Origin of the sequence: Sphingomonas gei, from assembly GCF_004792685.1 — a bacterium.
Lineage (GTDB): Bacteria > Pseudomonadota > Alphaproteobacteria > Sphingomonadales > Sphingomonadaceae > Sphingomonas > Sphingomonas gei.
The window spans coordinates 290,243-314,346 of record NZ_SRXT01000007.1 but is presented as its reverse complement, the minus strand read 5'-3'; the positions used below and the strand labels follow the sequence as shown (position 1 = coordinate 314,346).

The 24,104-nt window shown below is 63.5% G+C and carries 23 protein-coding genes; 11 read left to right on the top strand and 12 right to left on the bottom strand.

Features of this window, described 5'->3' with window-relative positions; translation table 11 throughout:
- The first annotated feature begins 12 nt into the window (after positions 1-12).
- The 6 genes from E5A73_RS18495 (at position 13) to E5A73_RS18470 (ending at position 6,278) form a co-directional block, all read left to right on the top strand.
- Entirely contained in the window at positions 13-1,134 is a 1,122-nt protein-coding gene (locus tag E5A73_RS18495) for a hypothetical protein (protein ID WP_135965316.1), read from the top strand.
- On the top strand, positions 1,131-2,369 hold the full coding sequence (gene coaBC / locus E5A73_RS18490; RefSeq protein ID WP_135965315.1) for a bifunctional phosphopantothenoylcysteine decarboxylase/phosphopantothenate--cysteine ligase CoaBC: 1,239 nt from the start codon (positions 1,131-1,133) through the stop codon (positions 2,367-2,369). Before E5A73_RS18495 ends, coaBC begins: the two co-directional genes overlap by 4 nt.
- 1 nt (position 2,370) lies before the next feature.
- On the top strand, positions 2,371-2,820 hold the full coding sequence (dut, locus tag E5A73_RS18485; RefSeq protein ID WP_135965314.1) for a dUTP diphosphatase: 450 nt from the start codon (positions 2,371-2,373) through the stop codon (positions 2,818-2,820).
- Positions 2,817-3,620, top strand: coding sequence for a HesA/MoeB/ThiF family protein (locus E5A73_RS18480; protein ID WP_135965313.1), 804 nt, complete (start codon positions 2,817-2,819; stop codon positions 3,618-3,620). The genes dut and E5A73_RS18480 overlap by 4 nt, the downstream gene beginning before the upstream one ends.
- 245 nt (positions 3,621-3,865) lie before the next feature.
- Positions 3,866-4,876, top strand: coding sequence for an NAD-dependent epimerase/dehydratase family protein (locus E5A73_RS18475; protein WP_135965312.1), 1,011 nt, complete (start codon positions 3,866-3,868; stop codon positions 4,874-4,876).
- A 55-nt stretch (positions 4,877-4,931) separates the two neighbouring features.
- The gene (locus E5A73_RS18470; RefSeq protein WP_135965311.1) at positions 4,932-6,278 is read left to right on the top strand and encodes a nucleotide sugar dehydrogenase; all 1,347 of its coding nucleotides are present in this window, start codon (positions 4,932-4,934) and stop codon (positions 6,276-6,278) included.
- A gap of 57 nt (positions 6,279-6,335) precedes the next feature.
- On the opposite strand, the gene E5A73_RS18465 is transcribed toward E5A73_RS18470, so the two are convergent.
- Positions 6,336-7,814: a PQQ-dependent sugar dehydrogenase gene (locus tag E5A73_RS18465; RefSeq protein ID WP_168355987.1), complete on the bottom strand. Its 1,479-nt coding sequence runs from the start codon at positions 7,812-7,814 to the stop codon at positions 6,336-6,338.
- A 168-nt stretch (positions 7,815-7,982) separates the two neighbouring features.
- Positions 7,983-8,246 (bottom strand): hypothetical protein, encoded by a 264-nt coding sequence (locus E5A73_RS18460; RefSeq protein ID WP_135965309.1) that lies wholly within the window; start codon positions 8,244-8,246, stop codon positions 7,983-7,985.
- A gap of 83 nt (positions 8,247-8,329) precedes the next feature.
- Here E5A73_RS18460 and msrB point away from each other — a divergent pair, with 83 nt between their 5' ends.
- The 3 genes from msrB (at position 8,330) to wecC (ending at position 11,477) form a co-directional block, all read left to right on the top strand.
- Complete coding sequence (gene msrB, locus E5A73_RS18455; protein WP_135965308.1) at positions 8,330-8,779, top strand: peptide-methionine (R)-S-oxide reductase MsrB; 450 nt, start codon at positions 8,330-8,332, stop codon at positions 8,777-8,779.
- A 288-nt stretch (positions 8,780-9,067) separates the two neighbouring features.
- Entirely contained in the window at positions 9,068-10,198 is a 1,131-nt protein-coding gene (gene wecB, locus E5A73_RS18450; protein ID WP_135965307.1) for a non-hydrolyzing UDP-N-acetylglucosamine 2-epimerase, read from the top strand.
- Positions 10,182-11,477, top strand: a complete 1,296-nt coding sequence (wecC, locus tag E5A73_RS18445) for a UDP-N-acetyl-D-mannosamine dehydrogenase (RefSeq protein ID WP_135965306.1) — start codon at positions 10,182-10,184, stop codon at positions 11,475-11,477. The genes wecB and wecC overlap by 17 nt, the downstream gene beginning before the upstream one ends.
- Positions 11,478-11,482: 5 nt before the next feature.
- Here the strand turns inward: wecC and E5A73_RS18440 are convergent, their stop codons facing one another.
- A complete protein-coding gene (locus E5A73_RS18440) occupies positions 11,483-12,505 on the bottom strand; it encodes a M48 family metallopeptidase (RefSeq protein WP_168355986.1) in 1,023 nt (340 codons plus the stop codon).
- A gap of 431 nt (positions 12,506-12,936) precedes the next feature.
- Here E5A73_RS18440 and E5A73_RS18435 point away from each other — a divergent pair, with 431 nt between their 5' ends.
- Positions 12,937-13,119, top strand: coding sequence for a hypothetical protein (locus tag E5A73_RS18435; RefSeq protein WP_240700257.1), 183 nt, complete (start codon positions 12,937-12,939; stop codon positions 13,117-13,119).
- A 149-nt stretch (positions 13,120-13,268) separates the two neighbouring features.
- A complete protein-coding gene (locus tag E5A73_RS18430) occupies positions 13,269-14,039 on the top strand; it encodes a metallophosphoesterase family protein (RefSeq protein WP_135965303.1) in 771 nt (256 codons plus the stop codon).
- Positions 14,040-14,049: 10 nt separating this feature from the next.
- Here E5A73_RS18430 and E5A73_RS18425 read toward each other — a convergent pair whose 3' ends face one another.
- The 9 genes from E5A73_RS18425 to E5A73_RS18385 form a co-directional block, all read right to left on the bottom strand.
- On the bottom strand, positions 14,050-15,189 hold the full coding sequence (locus tag E5A73_RS18425) for a glycosyl hydrolase family 28-related protein (protein WP_206366537.1): 1,140 nt from the start codon (positions 15,187-15,189) through the stop codon (positions 14,050-14,052).
- A gap of 19 nt (positions 15,190-15,208) precedes the next feature.
- Positions 15,209-17,035 (bottom strand): polysaccharide biosynthesis protein, encoded by a 1,827-nt coding sequence (locus E5A73_RS18420; RefSeq protein ID WP_206366536.1) that lies wholly within the window; start codon positions 17,033-17,035, stop codon positions 15,209-15,211.
- Positions 17,036-17,257: 222 nt separating this feature from the next.
- Positions 17,258-18,733, bottom strand: a complete 1,476-nt coding sequence (locus E5A73_RS18415) for an aminotransferase class I/II-fold pyridoxal phosphate-dependent enzyme (RefSeq protein ID WP_135965301.1) — start codon at positions 18,731-18,733, stop codon at positions 17,258-17,260.
- Positions 18,734-18,739: 6 nt separating this feature from the next.
- The gene (locus tag E5A73_RS18410; RefSeq protein ID WP_168355985.1) at positions 18,740-19,366 is read right to left on the bottom strand and encodes an acetyltransferase; all 627 of its coding nucleotides are present in this window, start codon (positions 19,364-19,366) and stop codon (positions 18,740-18,742) included.
- A complete protein-coding gene (gene neuC / locus E5A73_RS18405) occupies positions 19,356-20,489 on the bottom strand; it encodes a UDP-N-acetylglucosamine 2-epimerase (protein ID WP_135965299.1) in 1,134 nt (377 codons plus the stop codon). The genes E5A73_RS18410 and neuC overlap by 11 nt, the downstream gene beginning before the upstream one ends.
- A complete protein-coding gene (gene neuB / locus E5A73_RS18400) occupies positions 20,486-21,517 on the bottom strand; it encodes an N-acetylneuraminate synthase (RefSeq protein WP_135965298.1) in 1,032 nt (343 codons plus the stop codon). The genes neuC and neuB overlap by 4 nt, the downstream gene beginning before the upstream one ends.
- Positions 21,518-21,553: 36 nt before the next feature.
- Positions 21,554-22,345: an SDR family oxidoreductase gene (locus E5A73_RS18395; RefSeq protein ID WP_206366535.1), complete on the bottom strand. Its 792-nt coding sequence runs from the start codon at positions 22,343-22,345 to the stop codon at positions 21,554-21,556.
- 20 nt (positions 22,346-22,365) lie between these two features.
- Entirely contained in the window at positions 22,366-23,082 is a 717-nt protein-coding gene (locus tag E5A73_RS18390) for an acylneuraminate cytidylyltransferase family protein (protein ID WP_135965296.1), read from the bottom strand.
- Entirely contained in the window at positions 23,079-24,104 is a 1,026-nt protein-coding gene (locus tag E5A73_RS18385; RefSeq protein ID WP_240700269.1) for a Gfo/Idh/MocA family protein, read from the bottom strand. The genes E5A73_RS18390 and E5A73_RS18385 overlap by 4 nt, the downstream gene beginning before the upstream one ends.

The following is a 24,104-nucleotide window of genomic DNA, read 5'->3' as shown; positions in this document are numbered from 1 at the left end:
TCCCCCGCTCCTATGGCACGCACCGCCACCGGCACCTTCTGGCTCGCCGCACCCAGCCGCTTCGCCGCCATCGGCAAAGGGCGCGCGCGGATCGCCCTTGGCGTGCTCGCGCTGCTCCTGCTCGCTTGCCTGACCGCGCTCACGGTGCCCGATCCCACGGCGATCGCCACCGGCCCCGCTACCAGCCAGTCCGACCAGACAGATCTGATGGTCTATGAAAAGATCGTCGCCGGGGTGAAGGGCGGCGGCGATTACTACACCGTCGCCACCGATACGCTGCGCGCCGGCGGCTATCCGCTGCGCCCCTTCCTGACCGTGCGGCTTCCGTCGCTCGCGGTGGTACAGGCGGCCCTGCCCGATTGGGCCCCGGCGGCCTTGCTCTATCTGCTCGCCGGCTATGTTGGGATGGTCTGGGGCCTGCGCCTGGCCGAGGCGCTGCCCCGCGCGCTGCCGCGGATCGCGGCGCTGCTGCTGCTGATCGGTTCGATGCTCGCCTTCCTGCAGGCCGATCTCGTCGCGTTCCACGAAATCTGGGCGGGGCTGCTGATAGCGCTCTCGCTCGGGCTGCGCCGGCCCGGCCGCTGGTTCGAAGCCGTCGCATTCGGGCTGGTCGCGATGCTGATCCGCGAGACCGCGGCGCTCTATGTACTGGTCATGCTCGCGTTCGCCTGGCGCGATGGCGACCGGCGCGAGGCGCTGGGCTGGCTCGCCGCACTCCTGCTGTTCGCCGTCGCACTCGCCGCGCATGCATATGCCGTCGCCGGCGTCACCGGCCCGCATGATCCGGCCTCGCCGGGCTGGAGCGGGCTGCTCGGCTTCGGCTTCTTCGTCAAATCGATCAGCCTCGCCACGGCGCTCCAATTGCTGCCGATTTCCGCCGCCGCGCTGATCGTCGGGCTGGCGCTGTTCGGCTGGGCGGCGTGGGACGATCCGCTCGGGCTGCGCATGCTCGCCCTCCTCGCCGCTTACGCCGCGCTGATCGGCATCTTCGCGCGCAGCGACACCTTCTACTGGGCATTGATGATCGCGCCGGTGTTCCTGACCGGACTGCTGTTTGTGCCCGACGGATTGCGCGACCTGTTCCGTGCCAATCTCGACAGGCGCCGCATCACCGTGACAAGGGTAGCCCGATGAAGCGCATCCTGCTGATCGTCGGCGGCGGCATCGCCGCGTACAAGGCTTGCGAGCTGGTCCGGCTGTGCCGCAAGGCGGGCATCGGCGTGAAGGTCGTGCTCACCGAAGGCGGCAGCCATTTCGTCACGCCGATGACGCTTGCCGCGCTCTCGGAGCAACAAGTCTACACCAGTCTCTGGGATCTCAAGGACGAGGCCGAGATGGGGCACATCCAGCTCAGCCGCGAGGCCGACGTCGTCGTCGTCGCCCCCGCCACCGCCGATCTGCTCGCCAAGATGGCGGCCGGCCTCGCCGACGATCTCGCCACTACCTTGCTGCTCGCCACCGACAAACCGGTGCTTGCCGCGCCGGCGATGAACGTCCGGATGTGGCAGCACGCCGCCACTCTACGCAACGTGACTCAGCTCCGCGCAGACGGCGTGGCCGTGCTCGAGCCCGACGAGGGCCCGATGGCCTGCGGCGAATATGGCCCCGGCCGCCTGCCCGAGCCCGAGGCGATCCTCGCGGCGATCGAACGCTTACTGTCCCCTTCTCCCGCTGGCCCGGATTTTGTCGAGGGGCACTCGTTCCTCGCGGCGACGGCGGACCGTCTCGACGGCAAGCACATTCTGGTCACCGCTGGACCGACCCACGAACCGATCGATCCGGTGCGCTACATCGCCAATCGCTCTTCGGGCCGTCAGGGCTTCGCGATCGCCGAAGCGCTCTCCCGGCTGGGCGCGCGCGTCACTCTGGTGAGCGGCCCCGTGGCGCTCGCCACCCCTGCCGGAGTCACCCGCGTCGATATCGAGACTGCGCAGGAGATGGCCAGCGCCGTCGCAACCGCGCTTCCCGCCGACGCCGCCGTCATGGTCGCCGCGGTCGGCGACTGGCGCGCCGCGCCCGCCGCCCAGAAGCTCAAGAAAGGCGTGACGCCGCCGGCGCTTCAACTTACCGAAAATCCCGATATCCTGGCGGTCCTTGCCCACAGCGCGCAGCGGCCGAAGCTGGTCATCGGTTTCGCCGCTGAGACCGAGCACGTGATCGCGCATGCCACTGCCAAGCGCACCCGCAAGGGCGCCGACTGGATCCTCGCCAACGACGTCTCGGGTGACGTCATGGGCGGCGAAGCGAACACCATCCACCTCGTCACCGCCGACGGCGTCGAACGCTGGGAGCGTATGCCCAAGGTCGAAGTCGCCCGGCGGCTGGCCGAGCGAATAGCCGATGCGCTCCAACAAGACACGAAAGCCTGACATGCTCCCCTCGATCCGCATCAAGATCCAGCGCCTTCCGCATGGTGAAAACCTGCCTCTCCCCACCTACGCGACTGAGGGTGCGGCGGGGATGGACGTGGTCGCCGCGGAAGATCTGACGCTCGCCCCAGGCGCGCGCCGCGCCGTCGCCACCGGCTTCGCAATTGCCATTCCCGAGGGTTATGAAGTCCAGGTTCGTCCGCGCTCCGGCCTCGCGCTCAAGCACGGCGTGACATGCCTCAACACCCCCGGTACGATCGACAGCGATTATCGCGGCGAGGTAAAGGTCATCCTCGCCAATCTCGGCGACGCGCCCTTCGCGATCGCCCGCGGCGACCGGATCGCCCAGCTCGTCCCCGCCCCCGTTCAGCACGCGACGTTGACCGAAGTTGCCGCGCTCGAGACGACCGCACGCGGTGCCGGCGGGTTCGGCTCTACCGGAACCCGATGAGCCTCAGCGACGCCCAGCTCGATCGCTATGCTCGCCACATCGTGCTGCGCGAGATCGGCGGGGCCGGGCAGGCGCGGCTACTCCAGAGTCATGTCCTGCTGATCGGCGCCGGCGGGATCGGCTCGCCGGCGATCCAATATCTGGCCGCGGCCGGGGTCGGGCGGATCAGCGTGATCGACGATGACAGGGTCGCGCTCTCGAACCTCCAGCGCCAGACGCTCTACGGCACCGATCAGCTCGGCCTGGCCAAGGTTGCCGCGGCGGCCGAAGCCGTCGCCCGCCTCAACCCCGATGTCCGCTTCGACGCGATCGGCGAGCGGATTGGTTTGGCCAATGCCGCGCAATTGCTGGCGCAATACAATCCCGATGCGATCCTCGACGGTTCGGATAATTTCGCAACTCGCCTCGCCGTCGCCGACGCGGCGCTCACCGCGCGCATCCCGCTGATTGCCGCCGCGGTTGCCGAGTTCGAGGGCCAGCTCGGCACCTTTCGCGGCTGGGAACCGGACAAGCCGTGCTACCGCTGCTTCGTCGGTGCCGATCCCGAGCGCCCCGAGGCGACCTGCGCCGAACAAGGTGTGCTCGGCGCGCTCACGGGAATGATGGGGAGCCTCGCGGCGCTCGAAGCGATCCGCGCATGTGCACCTTTCGGCGAGGACAGCGCCGGCAAGCTGCTGCTGGTCGATGCGCTGTCGCTGCGCTTCCGCACGCTGGCGCTGCCCAAGGATCCGGGTTGCGCTGCCTGCGCCGCGCTTCACACAGGCTCGAGCGGCACCATCGTCCAGCCGTCGAAAGCATAGGCCTTCGGCTCGATCGCCAATTGCTCAGTGGTGGCTTGCTTCGCGCGAATATCGTCCGCGAGTTCGCCCTCATTCCTCTCCGGCTCTTGCACGGCCGTACTCCCTCAATCGAGACGCAAGTTAACGCATGTTTCACCAAGATGCGAGTCAAAGCGCGCCAGCCGATCCTTGACACGCCTGCGCGGAGCCGCTGGTAACCTTTTCCGGTTAGCCGCATTCGATCGAAACGAGCAGGCAGGAACGACATGACGAGCAGCGGCAAGCGGGTTCTGGTTACGGGGTCGGCAGGATTTATCGGGTTCCATACCTGCAGCAAGCTGCTCCAGCAGGGTGCGACGGTGCTGGGAGTCGACAATTTCTCGGCCTATTACGACGTCGCGCTCAAGGAATCGCGCACCGACATTCTCGGCAACCATGCGGAATTCGCACTCGCTCGCGTATCGATCGAGGATGTCGACGCACTCGGCGCCGCCTGGACCGACTTCAAGCCCGACACGGTGATCCATCTCGCGGCGCAGGCGGGCGTTCGCTACTCGATCGACGAGCCGCGCAGCTATATCGGCGCCAACATCGTCGGCACGCACAATGTGCTCGAACTCGCCCGGCACAACCCGGTCAAGCATCTGCTCGCCGCCTCGACCAGTTCGGTCTACGGCGCCAATACCCGGATGCCGTTCGAAGAGACCCAGCGCACTCAGACCCCGCTCAGTCTCTATGCCGCCACCAAGGGCGCAACCGAGCTGATGGGGCATAGCTACAGCCATCTCTTCGGCACGCCGATGACCTTCTTCCGCTTCTTCACCGTCTATGGCCCGTGGGGACGGCCCGACATGGCGCTGTTCAAGTTCGCCAAGGCAATGCTCGCGGGCGAATCGATCGATGTCTACAACAATGGCAATATGGTGCGTGACTTCACCTACATCGACGATCTCGCCGAATCGATCGTCCGCCTCACCGACGCAGTGCCCGGCCACGAGCCCGTCGAAGGCGACAGCCTATCCCCGGTCGCTCCGTTCCGCAGCGTCAATATCGGCAATGGCCAGCCGACCCCGTTGATGGACTATATCGCCGCGCTCGAGACCGCGCTCGGTCGCACCGCGATCAAGAACTATCTGCCGATGCAACAGGGCGACGTTCCGGCCACCGAAGCCTCGTCGGCGCTGCTTCGCCGGCTTACCGGCTATGCTCCATCCACTCCCCCCTCGGTCGGCGTGGCGCGCTTCGTCGATTGGTATCTGGAGCATTATCGAGTCTGAAACCCCCGCCGGGCGATAGCGTGCCGCAAAGGCACGATCGCTGACGGGGATCAAGATGAGTATCGAATGGCCGGCGCACGGATTGAAGCTCCAGTCGCGTATCGAAGGCGGGACCGCCAAGATCGGCGTGATCGGCATGGGCTATGTCGGCCTGCCGCTTGCGGTTGCCTTTTGCGAGGCGCAATGCCCGGTGCTCGCCTTCGATCTCGACGACGCCAAGATCAACGCGCTCAAGGCGGGCGAGAGCTACATCAAGCACATCGAGGGCGCCCGTATCGCTCCCCAGGTCGAGGCCAAACGCTTGGACGCCACGTCGGACCTGAGCCGGCTCGGCGAGGCCGACGTGCTGCTGATCTGCGTCCCCACCCCGCTGACCCGCCATCTCGAGCCCGACCTCCGATATGTCGAGGCGACAACCGCTGCGATCGCCAAGACGCTGCGCAAAGGCCAGCTCGTCATCCTCGAATCGACCACCTATCCCGGCACGACTCGCGAAGTGATGCAGCCGATCCTCGAGGCCGGCGGACTGGTCGCCGGCAAGGACTTCTTCCTCGCTTACTCACCTGAGCGAGAGGATCCCGGCAACCCGACCTATTCGACGACCCAGATCCCCAAGGTCGTCGGCGCCGACGACAAAGTCTCGGCAGATCTTGCGCTGGCCCTGTACAAGCACGTCGTGCCGCAGACCATCGCGGTATCTTCCGCCGCGACTGCGGAGGCGGTGAAGATCACCGAGAACGTGTTCCGCGCAGTCAACATCGCTTTGGTCAACGAACTCAAGCTCATCTTCACCGCGATGGACATCGACGTATGGGAAGTGATCGACGCGGCCAAGACCAAGCCGTTCGGCTTCATGCCCTTCTATCCGGGCCCGGGGCTCGGCGGGCACTGCATCCCGATCGACCCATTCTACCTCACGTGGAAGGCACGCGAGTTCAACCAGCACACCAAGTTCATCGAGCTCGCCGGCCAGATCAATGCCGACATGCCGCAGCATGTGATCCGGGTGATGTCAGACACGCTTGACGCACGCTTTGGCCGGGGCTTGCGCGGTGCGCGCATCCTCGTGCTCGGAGTCGCCTACAAGAAGAATGTCGACGACATTCGCGAAAGCCCGTCGCTCCGCCTGATGGAGATGATCGAGGCCCGCGGTGCCACCGCCGACTTCCACGATCCGCACGTCGCCCAGATCAACGGCACGCGCGAACATCCGACACTCAACTATCGCCACGGCGTGGCCTGGGACGTGGCGGCGCTCGCCCGCTATGACGCCGTGCTGATCGCCACCGACCACGATTCCGTGGACTATGCGGCCTTAGTCGAGGCCGCGCCGCTGGTGATCGACACGCGCAATGCCTGCGGCAAAGGCGGGATCGTCAGCAGCAAGGTCGTCCGCGCCTGACCAGGCTGGCCCCGGATATTGCCGCCGGTCCGGTCGGTGCCAGCCAAACCCGCTTGTTCACGCGCCTTCGAGGATGAAAACCTCTCCATCGCCATTGGCCACGTACAGATTGCGGCTCTGATCCTCTCCCAATGCATTGATCTCCCTCCCGGCGGCTACGAACGGGGTTCCGGACCCGGGGATTAACTGAAAGCCGGGCACTGGGCGCCCGACCAGATTGTAAGCCGCGACGCCCGCTCCATTGCCATAGCGGTACCCCCAGAAGTAGGTTCCCTGGAGCGCCTCGACCGGGCCGCGATAGACGAGGCCGCCGGTTGAACCGGTTGTAAAGAGGGGCGACGCGCATGCGGCATAGTCGCGCCACCACCGGATCGTGCCCTCGGGTTGGGGCAGCATCGAGTCAGTCACGGCGCAGAAGCTGCCGCTGTAAGCGGTCTTCCCCTTGTCGCTGGGAGAGACGCGATAATAGACCGGCGCACGGCTTTCCTGGTCCGCAATCCAGAGCTTGTTGGTAACCGGATCGACGCTCGCGCCACGCACATTGGTGATGCCCAACACCCAGACCTCTGGGGTTGCGCCGTCGGGCTCGGGATTGTCGGCGGGAATCGCATAGTCACGGTTCGGATCACCGGGAAAGGCGTCGCCGTTGACGTTGATCCGCAAAATCTTGGCGCCGAGCGGCTGCCCGCTGCTGGCCGGGTTCGCGACGAACAGCATGCCGTCATTGTCAAAGCCGAGCCAGGTGCCGGGATAGCCGGCGACCGGATGCGGCAACAGCATTATCGTGTCCGAAGAGGCAGGATCGGCCTGGTCGCGATTGCCGGCCGGCGTCCGGTATCGCCGCACCTCCACTGCGTTAGCGCTGTTGAAGAATGCTACATAGAAGGTTCCGGATGTTGCGAAATCCGGAGCCAGGGCGAAGCCCTGGAGGCCCCGATCGGTGGCGCTGGTGAGGCTGGCCGATATATCGAGGAACGGCGTCGCCGCGATCGCGCCCGAGGCGGGATCGACGATCCTGATCAATCCGCCACGCTCGACGGCGAACAGGCGACCCGACCCGTCGGGAATCGCGTTGAGTTGCCGCGCGTCGTTGAGCCCGCTCGCCACCCGGCGTGCCCGCACGCCGTTGCCTGGATCATCGGTCACCGTTATCGACAACACGAAGGTGGCGCTGGTCAACACACCATCCGACGCCGTCAATTGAACGACATAGACATTGTTGCCGTCCGCGTCCGCCGGGATCTCGAAATCGGGTGCAGCGCGAAAACTGATCCCGCCGGTGGTGGAATTAATCGTGAAGCGCGCGGCATCGGCACCACCGCTGATTGCGTAGGAGACGGCCGTGCCCTGCGCATCCACTGCGACGGCGTTATAGAATGGCGCGGTTTGCCCTTCGGGCACGTTGACCGTCACCGCCGAGGTGAAGGACGGCGCCGTGTTGACCGGAGCGGGGGTAGGCGTGGGTGCGGGTGCCGACGCTGGCCCGCCGTCATTGTCGCAGGCGCTCAGCACCGCGAGCGAGACGAGCGCGGGCACGAGCAGGGATCGGCTTGCAAAGTTTGATACGCAACGCATGTCGATCCCTTGTCTGGCCAGGTCAAAGACCTCAAACGGGGACGAGCAGATGCCATATTTGCTTGCCGCAAGCAATTGAATCCCATCGACATCTGTGAAGGCCGTGCCCGCTCATCCGATGCCGGATTGCTAGCGCTCGTCGGACTCGACCAGCGCGACGATCTCGAAGTCACAGCGTTCCCAGCCGCGTTGCTTCGCAGCCTCCGCGGTCGCCGCCTCTTTGCCCTTCGCCTCGCGCAACGATTTGGCGTGCCCCCAGAACACTTCGGTGCGTCCGCCGCCCAGATGCGCGACGATGCGCCAGTAATGCGTGAACGGCGCGGCGGTCGGCCCGATCGTCTTGACATAACCATCGGGCAACGTCGCCGTGAGGAAGCGCTTCTTCTTGGTCATGGCCGCGCCGATAGCCGATCGCGCGGTGCTGGTGGAAGCGGCGCCTCGGCATCCCTACATAAAGCGGCGAAACGGAGGTTCGCATGACTCAATATCGCAAGACCCCGGAAGCGGTTGCCGCCCTGTCGTCAGAAGAGTTTCGCGTCACCCAGCAAAGCGGCACCGAGCGCCCCGGCACCGGAAAATATCTAAACAACAAGGAACCGGGTATCTACGTCGATATCGTTTCCGGCGAACCGTTGTTCGCCTCCTCCGACAAATACGAGTCCGGCTGCGGGTGGCCGAGCTTCACCAAGCCGATCGAGCCCGCCAACGTCGCCGAACTGCGCGACGCCAGCCTCGGCATGGTACGTACCGAAGTCCGCTCGGCGAATGGCGACAGCCATCTCGGCCATGTCTTCGACGATGGCCCGCGCGATCGCGGCGGGCTGCGTTACTGCATCAACTCGGCGTCGCTGCGCTTCGTCCCGCGCGCGGCGATGGAAGCGGAAGGCTATGGCGCCTATCTCGATCAAGTCGAGCAGCCCGCCTGACTGCCGGCCGGGTAAGATTTGGTGTGCGCCTGAGCGGTCGGCATTGCCGGCCGCCCTTTGACATTGCGGAACCCCGCTCCAACATCGCTCGTGACGGCGCCACCTCTCGCACCGTGGACCGAAGTGCCACCGCTTCCGCCCGAAAACATGCGAATCGAGTCAAGTTAGGTCGACCACCGCGAGCGCGCCGCCAGGAACGCCCGAACGCCGGTCCGATATTCCGACGTTCGATCGTTCCTGACCGCGCGCTTATCCCGCTCTTAAGCATCGCGCGCTAAGCAAAGCGCCATGTCCGCACCCAAGGTCCTCGTCGTGTTCGGCACGCGCCCCGAAGCGATCAAGCTGTTCCCCGTCGTCCAGGCGCTGCGAGCCCAGGGCGGGATGCACGTCCGTACCTGCGTCACTGCGCAGCATCGCGGGCTGCTCGATCAAGTGCTCGCAATCGCCGGGATCCTTCCCGATTTCGATCTCGACGTGATGACCCCCGGCCAGTCGCTCGACGAACTCACCGCGCGCCTGCTCACCGGTCTGGGCCGGGTACTCGACGTCGAAAAACCTGATCGTGTCCTCGTCCAGGGCGATACCGCCACTGCGATGGTCGGTGCGCTCGTCGCTTATTACCGGAAAATCCCGGTCGGCCATGTCGAGGCGGGGCTGCGCTCGGGCGACATCTACCAGCCCTGGCCCGAAGAAGTGAACCGCCGCATCGTCGCGCCGATCGCCGACCAGCATTTCGCCCCTACGGAAACCGCCGCCGAGGCGCTGCGCCGCGAGAATATCGACTCGACGATGATCCATGTGACCGGCAACACCGTCATCGACGCGCTCCATACCACCCGTGCCCGGATCGAGGCCGATCCGTCGCTCGCCTCCGGGCTGGATGCGATAGCGGAGCGCTTCGCCGGCAAGCGGCTGATCCTCGTCACCACCCATCGCCGCGAGAATTTCGGCGACGGCATGGCCGGGATCGCCGATGCCATCGCCCGGATCGCCGCCCGGCCCGACACGGCAGTGCTGTTCCCGATGCATCCCAACCCCAATGTGGTGTCGGTGATGGACCGCCTGCTCGGCGATCGGGCCAATATCTGCCGAATCGATCCGCTCGACTATCCGCATTTCATTCGAGCGCTCGGCATGACCGAAATCGTGCTCAGCGATTCGGGTGGTGTGCAGGAAGAGGCCCCCGCTCTGGGCAAGCCGGTGCTGGTGATGCGCGAGACCACCGAGCGCCCCGAAGGCGTCGCGGCAGGCACCGCGAAGCTGGTCGGCACCGATCCCGACCGCATCGTTTCCGAAATCTCAACCCTCCTCGACGTACCCCAGGCTTATTCTGCCATGGCGCGCGCCCACAATCCGTTCGGCGACGGCCATGCCGCAGAGCGAATTGCGGGGATCGTCGCACATGGTTTCGGACTCTGAGCTCAAGGTCGCCGTTCTCGGCCTCGGCTATATCGGCCTTCCCACCGCCGCCGTGATCGCGCGCACCGGCGCCAAGGTGCTCGGCGTCGACGTCCACCAGTCGGTGGTCGACACGGTCAATTCGGGCCGGGTCCATATCGAGGAAATCGATCTCGACGGCCTCGTCTCGGGCGTCGTGGCACGCGGCAATCTGCGTGCTTCGCTGCAGATCGAGCCCGCCGACGTCTTCGTCATCGCCGTCCCCACGCCATTCGGCGAGGACCATGCTCCCGACATCGGCTATGTCCTCAAGGCCGCCACCAACGTCGCGATCGTGCTCAAGCCCGGCGATGTCGTCGTGCTCGAATCGACCTCGCCCGTCGGCACCACCGAGAAGGTCGCCGCCTTGCTCGCCGAGCTGCGCCCCGATCTCAAGATCCCCGGCCATAGCGTGGGCAGCCCCGACGTCGCGATCGCTTACTGTCCTGAGCGCGTGCTGCCCGGCCGCATCCTCGTCGAGCTGATCGACAATGACCGAGTCATCGGCGGCGTCACGCCGCGCTGCGCCCGCAAGGCGTTGCAATTCTATCGCCGTTTCGTCCGCGGCGCCTGCGTGACGACCACCGCCAAGGCGGCCGAGATGACCAAGCTCGCCGAAAATGCGTTCCGCGACGTCAACATTGCCTTCGCCAACGAATTGTCGCTCGTCGCCGATCACATGGGCGTCGACGTCTGGGAAGTCATCCGCCTCGCCAACCGCCACCCGCGCGTCAACATTCTTTCGCCGGGACCGGGCGTCGGCGGGCACTGCATCGCGGTAGACCCCTGGTTCCTGGTCAGCGCGGCCCCCGAGCAGACTCCGCTGATCCGCACTGCGCGCGAAGTGAATGACGGCAAGATCGAGCACGTCGTCGCGCGCGCAACGGCGATGATCGAGGCCAGTCCCAAGGCTCGTGTCGCTTGCCTCGGTCTCGCCTTCAAGGCCAATATCGACGATTTCCGCGAAAGCCCGGCGCTCAAGGTCGCATTGGAGTTGGCGCGCCGCTTCGGCGAACGCGTGGCGATCGTCGAGCCCTATGCCGCTGTGCTTCCCGCGGCCTTCGACGGCACCGGCGCCGCGTTGACCGACATCGACGCGGCGATCGAAACCTGCGGCGCGTTCGTCGTGCTCGTCGATCACGACGTGTTTCGCTCGATCCCGCTCGATGAGCGCGCCGAAAAGCGCGTTTACGACACCCGCGGCATCTGGCCCGATCAGCCCCAAGTGGCGTGGAACGAGTCGCTTCGCCTGGCCAGCTGATCGCGCTATTTGTTCCGGATCAGCAGCGACTGCCAATCGCCGCTCAGCGGCTGGCTGCGTTCGGCGATCAGCCCGGGAATCATCGGCCTCGCCGAAATCGTCTCGAGCTTCGCGACTTCCGCCTCGAGCGTTTTGACGCGATCGCGCCAATGCGGGTGCGATCGGCTGCGAAAGATCCCGCCCGCCTTGCTCGGCCCGAAACGCTGCCAGAATGCGATCGATGCGCGTGGCGGATAGCCGGCATTGGCAAGCAGATACACCGAAAGCAGGTCCGCCTGGAGCTCGGTCTGGCGGAAATATTTCACATTGGCACCGAAGCCGGAGAGCATGCCGAAATCCACCCCACGCGCCTCCAGACGATCGCGGTGGTGCAGGATGTTGTGCGAAAATTCGTGCGCGACCGCCGCGGCGGCCTGTTCGGGCGTATAGACCTCGAGGAACTGCGAGCTGATCTTCACCATCGTGCCGTCGGCCGAGGCGTTATAGCCACTCGTAAGGAACAGTTCGAAGCGCGAGCGGCATGCCGGGATGGGCTGGAGCGTGGCCTTGACGGGCGCGCCGGCACGAATCGCCTCGACCTCGATCGGCGCGCCGGGGGGCAGGTTTGCAATCGCGAGCTGTGCCGCGACAAGCCGTTGCGTAGTCCCCGGCTGCCCCTGCAGCGCAGCGATGTCGATCGAGCCTATGCGGACCAGCGAATCGTCCGGGCGAATGCCGGCATGCTCTGCCGGACTACCGACTACCACGCCCTCGACCGCGACGGCCGCCGCGAAGCCGAAATGCGCCGCTGCGGCGGCGCGGGATCCAGCCTCGAACTGGTCGAGCGTATGAAGCTGCAAGCCGGTTCCGGGCTCGAGCCGGTCGCATAGCGGTGCGTTCGACACTGCCAGGCGCCAGCCGATGGTCGCCAGCTTGAGGTCTGCCTCCCTGACCGCCTCGAATGTCTGCCGGTCCTGCCCTGCATTGGCTGGCCCCGAAGGTCCCGCGAGCGACAAGGCGAGACAGGCCGCAAGGGGAGTATGCCGCATTGCACGGCGCGTGCTGCGAAGGAGAGTAAAGTCCATGGGTCCTTTAGCCATTGCACGCCCGCATTCACAATGCGATCCGCTGTTCGCCTCGCGACCATATACGGCAAAAGCGGCTCGCAACGCGCGGGTATTCGCTGAAAAATCCGTCCGGCTGAGAGTCATCTTCCGTTAACCCCCTTGGCACTAATGCTGCGCCGCGTTATAGAATACGCTCGTGGCACGGGTCGAAGTCGTGGAGCAGAGAGTTCGGATCAACTGAACCGGTGTTGCGTTCAGGCAACGGCAAAGCTAGTTTGTCGTGAGCTTGGAATTTTGAGGTGTTGCCGTTGGCGATGTCCTATGTCATAGGATCGTCCGACGAGAGCACCGGAGCTCGAAGAGGGAGTAGAATAATGTTGTCAAAGCTTCTTACGGCGGCCGCGGTCGTTACGATGGCTGCCACCCCGGTTATGGCGGCTCCGGCCTCCAAGCTGTCGCTCTCGCGCGCCTCGACGGCGAGCGAGAAGGATAGCGAGCTGGCCCCGGCCGTAATCATTGGCGTGCTTGCCACTGCCGCGATCATCGGCGGCGCGGTTGCGCTCGCCAACAACGACGACGATCCCGACAGCCCGTAGGCTTTTCGGATATCCGGAATATGAAATGGCGGTCTTCATGGCCGCCATTTTTTTGAGTCTTCAACCCGTGCGCTCGTTCCCACTTGCGCTCCGGGCGGCGAACCCCACCTCCGCCGAGTGAATTTGCATTCAGGAAATCGCTTGTTTCGATGCTTCACAAGTTCTTAGGACGAAAGCGGCCGCCCCCGTCCGAGCTTCGCGGCGCGATACCTCCCGGGCAACGCATCTATGCGATCGGCGACGTCCATGGCCGCCTTGATCTGCTCGATCAATTGCTGGCGCGAATCGACACCGACGAGGCGCAGCGTGATGCCGCCCAAACCACTCTCATCTTCGTCGGCGACCTGATCGATCGAGGTCCGGAATCCGCCCAAGTAGTCGAGCGCGTGCTACAACTGCAGCGCGTTAGGGGCGATGTCCGTCTGCTAGTTGGAAATCATGAGGAAGTATTCCTCCAAGCTCTGACGGGAAATATCGAGGCTCTCCGCTTTCTTGCTCGGATCGGGGGCCGCGAAACGATCCTGAGCTACGGGATCACCGCGTCAGAATATGATGGCTTCGACTATTCCGAATTGATGGAGGCTCTGATCGCGCGCGTTCCCACCGAACATCGCGTTTTCCTCGAGGGCAGCGAGGACATGATCATCATCGGCGATTACGCCTTCGTCCATGCCGGCGTCCGCCCAAACTCCTCGCTCTCCGAACAGACGACCAAGGATCTGCGCTGGATACGAGGAGACTTTCTCACCTATCGCAAGCCTTTTGAGCGCATCATCGTTCATGGCCACACGATCACCGACGAAGTGGATTGGAATGCCAATCGCATCGGCATCGACACGGGCGCATTCGCATCCGGACGCCTCTCAGCGCTAGGGCTCGAAGGCACGGAGCGCTGGCTGGTTCAGGCATCGCTGCCGTGAGAATCCGCGCCTAGGGAAAGTCGGGGCCTTTCAGGTTTATCGAATTTCCAGAGCCCAGATCCTCAACTTTGGCGCGATTCGTTGTCGACGCATACGGTAGTCGAATCATGTTGTTCGACGAAATCGAGCCCAGCTGCAGCAGATAATCCGCGGATCCGCTTGCTTCGATATAGCCCCCATCAATCAGATTGTTGCTGCCCTCCATTCGAAGCACTGCGCTCGCTTCCCGACTGCCCGGGCGCGGAATCACGTTCTGCAGGACATTGTCTCGCCAAGAAACTCCGCGTGTGTATCGGCTCTCCTGCGAAAGCAGGACGTGACCGCCCTGAAGATCGCACGCCTCTATCAACACCGCGTGTGCCGCCGAACGTGGGCTGAGCTGCGCATCGTCCTGAACGATAAGTTTGTAAGCACCCCATACCGACGAGTCTCTGACGGTATTCACTTCCCCGCCAGCATAGGAACGTGTCGAACTCGACACGCTTCCCAGCACGATTCCAAATCCTTGACTATAGAAGCGACGATCATATGCACGCGTGATCGGGGCTCCCAACGGAGGCATGTTGCCGACATGTACGCGCTCCACTAGCGATCGCGAGATGTTGCGCAGATCAATGCCGATTTGGATCGCGTTCTCGGTCACGCTATCCGCGGGATGCGTGAGGAGCACGGTGAAGTCGGCCAGACGCACATAGGTGACATAGTCGTTCTTGCCCCCCGGGTCGAAGCTGCGGCGGATGAGCGACCCGCCCGCATAGGATGCGAGCTCCTTCATCGTGGCACCTCCCGTGCCGGCAAGCAGGATGGTTCTCGTACGCCCATCGCCAATGATCTCGGTGCCCGTGCGAACGACAAGGCCGATCTTCGGGTCGATTCGATAGACACCCGCAGGAATATAGACCTTGCCGTGCTGGTTGATGGCAGCTTGGATCGCAGCGGTATCGTCAGCGACGCCATTGCCCGTTGCGCCATAGCTCCGCACGTCAGCCACACCGGGTTGAAGGCGCCCAATCGCCGTCACTTGGCCACCTTGGATAGCGGGAACGGCTCTGGGCCCGGCCGGCTGCGCCGTCTCGATCGGGCTTTGCAACATCACATTGGCAGCAACGGCCAGTACCGCGATAAGGCCACCTGCACCCAGCAACGCCATCCAGAACCCTCGAATAAAATTAATCTGCATTCCGACGCAGCATCACCCAGTCGACCATGGCGCCGGTCGGAAGATATTCCGGCACGAGACGCCGCAATATTGCTTGAACTTGCACGACATCATTCGCGGCCAACGTGGCCGACAAAGTCGCGAGGCACTTGCCAAGTTCTCCCCAACGCAAGAAGCTCTCATTTGCCTTCATGATCCGGGGATGGCTGGTGAGCTCTGGATTATCGCCGATCAACAGCTCCTCGTAGAGCTTCTCGCCCGGCCTCAGTCCCACGACCTTGATTTCGATATCCCCTTCGGGATGCGCGGCATCGCGAAGTGTCAACCCGGACATCTCGATCATGTTGCGTGCGAGATCGATGATCCGGACGGGCTCTCCCATGTCCAGCACGAAGACCTCCCCGCCGTTTGCCATGGCTCCGGCTTGAATGACGAGTTGCGCCGCCTCGGGAATCGTCATGAAATAGCGCGTGATATCGGGGTGCGTGATAGTAATCGGGCCGCCTTCGGCCAGCTGCTGTCGAAACAATGGGACTACCGACCCGCTTGAGCCTAGAACGTTGCCGAAACGGACCATGGTAAAGCACGTCGTCGGATTCTGGTCCGCCAAAGACTGCAAGACCATTTCTGCAAGGCGTTTGCTCGTTCCCATCACGTTCGTCGGCCGCACCGCCTTGTCGGTGCTGATCAGCACGAATTTCGGCACCGCGAGTTCGTTCGCCACTTGCGCGACGGTCAGCGTTCCGATGACGTTGTTCTGCACGCCTTCCACCGGATTGTGTTCGACCAGGGGTACATGCTTGTAGGCGGCGGCGTGATAGATCGTATGCGGGCGCCAAGTTGCGATGATTTCGTGCATCCGCCGCTCGTCTCGCACAGATCCCAATAGTGGCACCAGCGAGATTTCATGATCTTCGCGCGCAATCGTCTTTAACAGCTCCTGATGAATCTGGTATAGCGCGTACTCATTACTCTCGATGAGCAGCAAGGCAGCCGGGCGGACCTTGAGGATCTGACGGCAAAGTTCGCTGCCAATCGATCCACCCGCACCCGTAACCATAACCGTGCGGTCGGATATATCCTTCCCCAGCAATATCGCATTGGGAGTGACAACATCCCGGCCGAGAAGGTCCTCGATCTCGAGTTGCTTGATGTCATTTACTTGAACATGGCCATGCGCGAGGTCCATCAGACCCGGCAGCGTCCGCACCCGCACGTCGAGTCCGAAAAGCGAACGAATCACTTCGTTGCGTCGGCTCCGGGATGCCGACGGAATAGCGAGCAGCACCTCTTGAACATCGAGGGTCTCGGTGAGATTGGCGAGATCGGTAGTCGAGTGCACGCGCACGCGATTCAAGACGCGGCCGTGCAGGTCGGTATTGTCATCGATAAACCCCACGACGCGCAACTCCCTGCTGAGCGCGATGGCACTCGCAAGCTGTTGCCCGGCCGCGCCCGCACCGTAGATGAGCACGTTCGTGCCCACGCCCCGATTTCGGAGGTTTCCTCGGTGCGCCCCGCCAAGAATATACCCCACCGCCGAACGCCAAAGCGCCGCACCGACGAAAAAGAGAATCGGCTGCAGCAGGCCTACGGTGCGCGGCACGCCAGGCACACCCATAATCGAGAATATCAATGCGTAGAGAAGACCAAAGACGAAGCTGGCCTGTACCAGCGCAACCGTAGTCGTAGGGGTGACGTAACGAAGAATGAAGCGATAGAGTCCCAAGCAGTAAAAGACGGGAGCCGCCAACAAGATCGCGCCGACCGCCGCGATGACGAACGGTCCCTCGATGCGCGTCGGGCCATCGAGCCGCACATAGAAAGCGAGCCACACTCCGAAAACCGCAACGGCTGCGTCCAGAAGTATCGCAACTCCGCCCTTCCCCAGACGGGGCATCGCCAGGAGTCTCGCCGTCAACCTGTCCATTCGCACCCCTGAGGTATTGCCATGTCTTTTCGCGCAGACGTCAGAATGGCGCCTGCTGGCCTTCGCGGTGCGCTTCTCGGATTGCCGTTCGACGTGTCCGAGCGTCTCGCATCCTTTGCCTTAGCAGGCTTATCGATTGGGCAGCACATCGCGCAGCGTATCGATCGTTCTTTCGACCTGCTCCCTAGTCAAGTTCGACCCGGACGGCAAGCAAAGGCCTCGTTCGAACAGACCGTCGGAGACGGGCGCGTTGCCACTACAGAACAGCGAATATTGGGCGAACACCGGCTGCAAATGCATCGGCTTCCACACCGGGCGAACCTCGATGAACTCTGCTGCCAGTCGATCGATCACATCGCGCAAAGGAAGCGCGATCGACGGGCTGATCGTGCAGGTTGTCAACCAGCGGGTAGAAAAGCTCCATTCGGGTTCGGGCATCCATTCGATCGCCTCGATGTCATCGAGACCGGCGCGATACATCTCGAAGATCTCGCGCCGGGCAGCGACCCGCGCTTCAAGAACCTTGAGCTGGCCGCGGCCAACCCCTGCAAGGAGATTGCTCATCCTGTAATTGTAGCCAACTTGGCTGTGCTGATAGTGTGGCGCCGGATCCCTTGCCTGCGTGGCCAGAAACCGGGCGCGATCGACCAACGCAGTGTCGTCAGAAATGAGCATCCCACCGCCGGATGTGGTGATGATCTTGTTTCCATTGAAAGAATATATGCCGATCCGGCCAAAGGTGCCGCTCGCTCGGCCCTTGTAGGTGGCCCCAAGCGACTCCGCGGCGTCCTCCACGATCGGCACGCTGTATCGATCGCAGATCGCCATCAGCGGATCCATGTCGGCACTCTGACCATAGAGGTTGACGATGATCACCGCTTTAGGGAGCCATCCCTCGGCCTTGGCACTCGAGAAGGCGCGCTCCAAGGCGGCGGGGCACATGTTCCAGCTTTGCGTTTCGGAATCGATGAATACCGGTTCCGCGCCTTGATACAGAATAGGGTTCACGCTGGCTGCGAAAGTGAGGGTCGAGCAAAATACCCTGTCGCCCGGCCCCACGTCGAGCAGGCGCAGCGCCAGGTGAATCGCAGCGGTCCCCGAAGAGACTGCGGCCCCCGCCGCGGATCCGACATGGTCCGCCATTTCGGATTCGAACGCATCGACATTCGGACCCAGCGGTGCGATCCAGTTGGTCTTGAATGCCTCTTCGATGAACCCGCGCTCGGCATCGCCCATGTGCGGAGTCGACAACAGGATCTGATCGTCAATCTCTTTGCGATTGAGGATGTCGAGCACCGTGCCGTCGGCTTCGAGGACGGGTAGATGATTGATCGAATTCTCGTTCATCAATGCCAGAGCCTCGCGCCTGCTCGCGCCCGCCTTCACCGTTATCGACGATTTGCGCGTCAACCGGGCAAGCGTGTCAGCTAGCGAATGTCCCTCCAGAAAAGCCCGGCGCAAATCTCCGTCCGTGACGGTCCGGACAAAACGTCCCTCCGGGTCGGTGAGGAGGAGCAGCCCGAGCCCTCCCTTGTCCATGATCGCGAGCGCGTCTCGGAAGCTCATGTCGAACGTAACGGAAACAGCGCGGATATCCACAGACATCACCCTTCATACCACTTTGCTAGCTGGAACCATGATCACCTTCTCGCGGTCCCCGATCGTACGAGTGACCACCGCGCCAGCGCCGATGATCGTCTCACTGCCGATGCTGCACCCAGGCAAGATGGTTGCACCGGCGCCGATGAGCGTTCGCCTGCCGATGGTAACGCCTCCGCCCAGTACCGCCCCGGGGGCGATATGGGAAAAGGCGCCGACCAGACAATCATGATCCACGATTGCCGAGTGATTGACGATAACGGCCTCGCCCACCACTGCATTCGGCGCAATGATCGCGCCGGCCGCGATGAAGCTGCCCGCGCCCAGCGTCGCATGCGGCGACACGATCGCGCGTGGATGCGCTATCGTGACGAGATTTCCCCCGGCCGAATGGATCTCAGCGGCAATTCGCCTTCGAATGTCGGCATTGCCGATGGCGATATGGCAAGGCGTCTCAGCCAGCTCGCTACTGATATGCAGCGGACCGATCGCGAGGCCGAGCACCAATTTTCCCCACAATTCCGGGTCGCCGTCACGCAATTCGATCCGGCCGAAATCGCCACCCGAGGCGAACAACGCGTCGAGAACCACTTTCGCGTGCCCGCCCGCGCCAAATATGACGAGGCTCTTAGAAGGCATTGGACTTCCGCAATACGTCTGGGTGCAGAGCCATGGTTGCGAGCAGATTGCTGATGTGCTGGTCGGCGAGGCCATCGCCATAAACGTTGGCAGGGACGTATCTGCCGGCGGCCAGCGCCGCTTGGAGTCCCGTGGCGATATCCGCTTCCGAAGGGGGCACGTCGATCACGTTCCCGTTGCGCTGACGCAGGTTCTGGCGCGGACCCACATTTACAACCGGCGTCCCGAAGGTCGCCGCTTCGATGATCCCGGAGCTCGAATTACCGACCATCAAATCGGCGACGGCCATCCACTCGATGAATATGCGCCGGGAAAGATGCGTGACGATCTTGACGCGCTTATTGCCCCGGGCGGTTTCAAGGGCCTCGCGAATGCTCTGGCCGCCCGCATCGGCGTTGGGCAATAGCGCTAGCACTTGGCAATCGTGCGCAGCGAGGGCAGCAAGAAGCGCCGCGGTCTCCGCGCCAGCGCTTCCGGCGTCCTGCAATACGGGGTGGTAGACCATGAGCGCGATCGGTCGCGTCGGATCGAAGCCCGCTTCGCCGGCGAGTGCCTCCCGAGTTCGTCGCGGCGAATCGGCAAGCCCCACCAGACCCGGAGCGCCGACGACCGTCACCCGTGCCGGCTCTTCGCCCATCCGGATCAGCCGCTCGCGCGCTTCGTCCGTGGCCGCGAAATGATAATGCGCGAGTTTCGAAATCGCGTGGCGGACGGGCTCGTCGACAGTGCCCGACCGCTCGCCGCCATGGATGTGGACGATAGGTATGTTGAGGTGGATCGCGGCGATGGCGGCCGCGAGCATCTCGCCGCGATCCCCGAGCAGCAGGACGAGATCGGGCACTTCCCGCTCGAATATCGTCGTGAGGCCGGCGAGCATGGTCGCGATGCCCCTTGCCATCTCAGCCCCCGTCGATCCGGCGACCTCGCTCGGAATTCGCCCCGCAATGTGCAAACCCGCGCGCTCGATCTCTTCGATTGTCGCGCCATAGCGCGGGTCGAGATGCATGCCCGTGACCACCAGCCCTAACTCGAGCCCGGGATGCGCCGCGATCCGCTGTAGCGTAGCCTCCATCAATCCGTAGTCGGCACGGGTCCCCGATACGTATAAAATTTTGCGGATCATTCGATGTCGGACCATTGCAGCGTGGTTCCGGCGGGGATGTCGCGCGCGGCCCTGGTTCCGGGGAGCTTGTCGCGATCGCCCGGTGCGATACCGTTACCCGGACGAAGAAGCAGGAGGTCCTCGATCGCGAAGACGTCCCCGCGACCTATCGCGCGGGCAGAAGTCACGCTCCGACGAACAAGCGCCCGCACCGGGAGCTCGCTTTCGGTCGGCGCCTTCTCCGCCGAGCCCAGCGCCACCTCGACCGCTCGGATTTGCTCGACCATGTCGCGCAACTCGTCGAGGGTAAGCGAGGCCGAATGGTCGGGACCCGGCAGATCACGATCCAGCGTGAAATGTTTTTCGATCACGCTGGCCCCCATTGCCACCGCCGCAGGCGAGACCGCGATCCCAAGCGTATGATCGGAATAGCCGACCGGCAGTTTCGTTTCGAGCGCGATCGTCTGCATCGCGCGCAGGTTCACGTCGCCATAGGCGGCTGGATAATTGGAGGTGCAGTGGAGAATGGTCAGCATCGTCTCCAGCGGCGCCGCGAACCCGGCCGCCGCGCGCGCGGCGCCGATCACTTCCACTGCCTTCACGATCTCTGCCATCGTCGCCATGCCGGTGGAGAGGATCAGCGGCAGATCAAATTTGGCCAGAAATCCGAGGAACGGCTCGTTGTTGATTTCGCCCGACGGTATCTTGATCCGCCGCATGCCGAGCTCGACGAGAAATTGCGCCGCGGCCTCGTCGAAGGGTGTCGACATGAATTCGATGCCGAGCTCTCTGCACCGCCGATACAACAAGCGGTGCAATTCTTCCGACATCTCCAGCGATTTTAGCATGGCGTGCTGGTCGCCGTCGCCCGTCGCCAGCTGTTGATACTGGGCTTTTTCCGCACCCGGCCGGACCAGCTTGTCCGCGGAGAATGTCTGAAACTTCACGGCATCGGCGCCACACCGATGCGCCTGCTCGACCAAGGCGAGGGCCAAGTCCTGCCGGCCGTTATGGTTTACCCCGGCCTCGGCAATTATAAACGTGTGCATGAAATGATGCCGTCTAACGATTGAAAGAGTTGCGCCCTACCACGCAGACCATCCGCCATCCACGACGATATTCTGGCCGGTCATCCAAGCCGAAAGATCGCTGGCAAGGAAGTGTACGGCACCCTTGAAATCTTCTTCTCGCCCCATGCGACCGAGCGGGGTCCGCTCGACATAGCGGCTTCTGAAGCTCTCGGGCTGGCCACGCTCCAATCCTCCCGGCGTGATGCAGTTCACGCGGATGCGGGGCGCCAAGGTCGTCGAGAGCCAGCGAGTCAACTGCACGAGGCCGCCTTTGCTTGCGGCATAGGCAGCCGGATTGCCCATTTTCGTCCCCTCGTAAAGTCGCATGTCGGGGCCGAGCAAGCCGTAGATCGACGCCAGGTTGATGATGACGCCGCGTCCGTTTTGTTCGAGCATGGGCGCGAAAAGCTGGGCGAGATGAAATGGCGCGGCCAGGTTGACCTCCATCGCGCGACGCCACGTCTCCATGCTCTGCCCGGCAAAATCGGTAACCCAGCCGCCTAGCTGGCTGTCGCCGACAAAGCCGGCATTGTTCACCAATACGGCGATCCGGCCATGGCTCTCACGCACCGCCGCGACTAGGCCTTCTCTCTCGTCTTCACGCTCGAGATCGATCTGGTGGGTGGAAACGTTTCCGGCCGCCCAATGCAATTCGGCTCTGGCCGAAGCTAGCGCCTCTCCGTTTCGATCGACGAGACAGAGGTCAGCGCCGGCTTCCGCCAATGCGGCCGCCATTGCCCGGCCGATATGGCCGGCGCCGCCCGTGATAAGCGCGACGCGCCCGGTCATGTTGCCCAAATCGGCCAAGCTTTGCACAGACAGCTCCATCACTGAGGCGGGAGAGAGCCGATCTTGCGCGTCTCGGCCAGATACTCTGCAATCGCGAAATCGAACGGAGTGTCAATATCGAGTGCGCGCTCCGCGGGGACTTCGACGACGCGCAGACGGCCCTCGAATAGTCCGGCTTTTTCGCGGATGAACGAAGTCCGGGCGACATAGCAAACTGTCGTCATGTCGAAGACCGCAGGCGCATCCTGTCGCCGCAAAATCGGGCCGCTTGGCGGAATCACGAGCTGGGCTGCGCCGTCCTCATTAATTCGTACCATGTTGAAATAGGGACTGCGGTCGGCGGCCTTCACCGTGGCGACTACATCGGTCTGCGGTTCGTCGCGCAAAATCCGGATACAAGCCTCGACATCTTCGACCGCGCGAAAAGGTGAGGTGGTCGGCAAGCTGACGAAGAGGTCGAACTCGCCCTCGGCCTTTGCCACCCATTCGATCGCGTGTCGCCACGCCAGCCATTCCGAAGCTGTATCACCCGCGAGCTCGGCAGGACGAAGAAAGGGCACCTGCGCGCCATGGGCCCGCGCAACCTCGGCAATCTCCGCATCGTCGGTGGACACCAGCACGGTGCCGAGCGACGGGCAGGCGCGCGCGATTTCGATCGCATGGGCAATCAGCGGCTTCCCGGCAAGGTCGCGGATATTCTTGCGCGGCACCCCTTTGGAGCCCCCCCGGGCGAATATGAAGGCACGGATTCTCATCGAACAACCTCGATCGTCGAAGGAGTCTCGGGCCGCCCGCTGACCATGGCGCGCTTCGCCGCCATGACGATGGCGAGCACGTCGATGGCCTGATCGAGCGGGATGGCTGTCGCCCCCCCCTGCTCTGCACTGAGCAGGAAGGTTCTCAATTCGGCGAGGTACATTTCGTTGCGTTCTTGCATGGGCCTCGCGATCGTCTCCACGCGCCGTTCGGGAGCGACGATATCCAGCTCGATACGATCCTTCATCGCGTCCCATGTCGCCACGCCCATGGCACCGATCACCTTGCAGCTCCGCGTGGCCGTCCGCTGGAGAAAGTCGAGATGAATGCTCACCAATCGTCGCGGAGCGCTATATTCGAGGCATAGCTCGACCAGGTCCTCCACGTCGATATCCAGATCGGAGTATCGACCGCCTCGGCAGCTGACGCGATCGGGCATCCCGAAGAGCCAGTAGATATAATCGATTTCGTGGCTTAGCTCGAGAAGGACTCCGCCCCCCAGCGACTGCGAGGCGGAGACGCTATGCCGATAGTCCGCTCGCGGGCGCCAATCGGGCAGAAACTGCCCCACTTCCGCGCGCACCGCACGGATCGTTCCGAGCGCTTCGGAGTGCACCAGCTCACGAAACGTGATCAGCGAGGGATTGAATCGAAGATTATACCCCACCATCACCGGCACGTTCCGCGCCGCCGCAAGGTCACGTAGCTCGGCGACCCGCGCGAAATCGTGGGACAGAGGCTTTTCCATGAAGATCGGGATCGACTGCCCGACCAGCGCCAGCGCCAGCGGGACATGCGTCGGCGCCGGCCCCGCAAGGATCGCGGCTTCCGGTTGGAAAGCAAGCGCCTCTTCCATCGTCTCGAACTGCTGCGCAACGCCCGGAGGCAGCGGCTTGGCAACGGAGTCGGGGCGGCGCAAAACCGCGATCCGGCTCCCCGGCCTCAAGCTGATCAGATTTTGAAGGTGTCGATGCCCAATGCTGCCAAGGCTGGAAATCAGATAGCGGCGTGGATGGGACAT

Excerpts from the sequence above, each read along its gene's own strand:
- E5A73_RS18495 (WP_135965316.1), top strand. The coding sequence starts at position 13 with ATGGCACGCACCGCCACCGGCACCTTCTGGCTCGCCGCACCCAGCCGC.
- coaBC (WP_135965315.1), top strand. The coding sequence starts at position 1,131 with ATGAAGCGCATCCTGCTGATCGTCGGCGGCGGCATCGCCGCGTACAAG.
- dut (WP_135965314.1), top strand. The coding sequence starts at position 2,371 with ATGCTCCCCTCGATCCGCATCAAGATCCAGCGCCTTCCGCATGGTGAA.
- E5A73_RS18480 (WP_135965313.1), top strand. The coding sequence starts at position 2,817 with ATGAGCCTCAGCGACGCCCAGCTCGATCGCTATGCTCGCCACATCGTG.
- E5A73_RS18475 (WP_135965312.1), top strand. The coding sequence starts at position 3,866 with ATGACGAGCAGCGGCAAGCGGGTTCTGGTTACGGGGTCGGCAGGATTT.
- E5A73_RS18470 (WP_135965311.1), top strand. The coding sequence starts at position 4,932 with ATGAGTATCGAATGGCCGGCGCACGGATTGAAGCTCCAGTCGCGTATC.
- E5A73_RS18460 (WP_135965309.1), bottom strand. The coding sequence starts at position 8,246 with ATGACCAAGAAGAAGCGCTTCCTCACGGCGACGTTGCCCGATGGTTAT.
- msrB (WP_135965308.1), top strand. The coding sequence starts at position 8,330 with ATGACTCAATATCGCAAGACCCCGGAAGCGGTTGCCGCCCTGTCGTCA.
- wecB (WP_135965307.1), top strand. The coding sequence starts at position 9,068 with ATGTCCGCACCCAAGGTCCTCGTCGTGTTCGGCACGCGCCCCGAAGCG.
- wecC (WP_135965306.1), top strand. The coding sequence starts at position 10,182 with ATGGTTTCGGACTCTGAGCTCAAGGTCGCCGTTCTCGGCCTCGGCTAT.
- E5A73_RS18440 (WP_168355986.1), bottom strand. The coding sequence starts at position 12,505 with ATGCGGCATACTCCCCTTGCGGCCTGTCTCGCCTTGTCGCTCGCGGGA.
- E5A73_RS18435 (WP_240700257.1), top strand. The coding sequence starts at position 12,937 with ATGGCTGCCACCCCGGTTATGGCGGCTCCGGCCTCCAAGCTGTCGCTC.
- E5A73_RS18430 (WP_135965303.1), top strand. The coding sequence starts at position 13,269 with ATGCTTCACAAGTTCTTAGGACGAAAGCGGCCGCCCCCGTCCGAGCTT.
- E5A73_RS18425 (WP_206366537.1), bottom strand. The coding sequence starts at position 15,189 with ATGGCGTTGCTGGGTGCAGGTGGCCTTATCGCGGTACTGGCCGTTGCT.
- E5A73_RS18415 (WP_135965301.1), bottom strand. The coding sequence starts at position 18,733 with ATGTCTGTGGATATCCGCGCTGTTTCCGTTACGTTCGACATGAGCTTC.
- E5A73_RS18410 (WP_168355985.1), bottom strand. The coding sequence starts at position 19,366 with ATGCCTTCTAAGAGCCTCGTCATATTTGGCGCGGGCGGGCACGCGAAA.
- neuC (WP_135965299.1), bottom strand. The coding sequence starts at position 20,489 with ATGATCCGCAAAATTTTATACGTATCGGGGACCCGTGCCGACTACGGA.
- neuB (WP_135965298.1), bottom strand. The coding sequence starts at position 21,517 with ATGCACACGTTTATAATTGCCGAGGCCGGGGTAAACCATAACGGCCGG.
- E5A73_RS18390 (WP_135965296.1), bottom strand. The coding sequence starts at position 23,082 with ATGAGAATCCGTGCCTTCATATTCGCCCGGGGGGGCTCCAAAGGGGTG.
- E5A73_RS18385 (WP_240700269.1), bottom strand. The coding sequence starts at position 24,104 with ATGTCCCATCCACGCCGCTATCTGATTTCCAGCCTTGGCAGCATTGGG.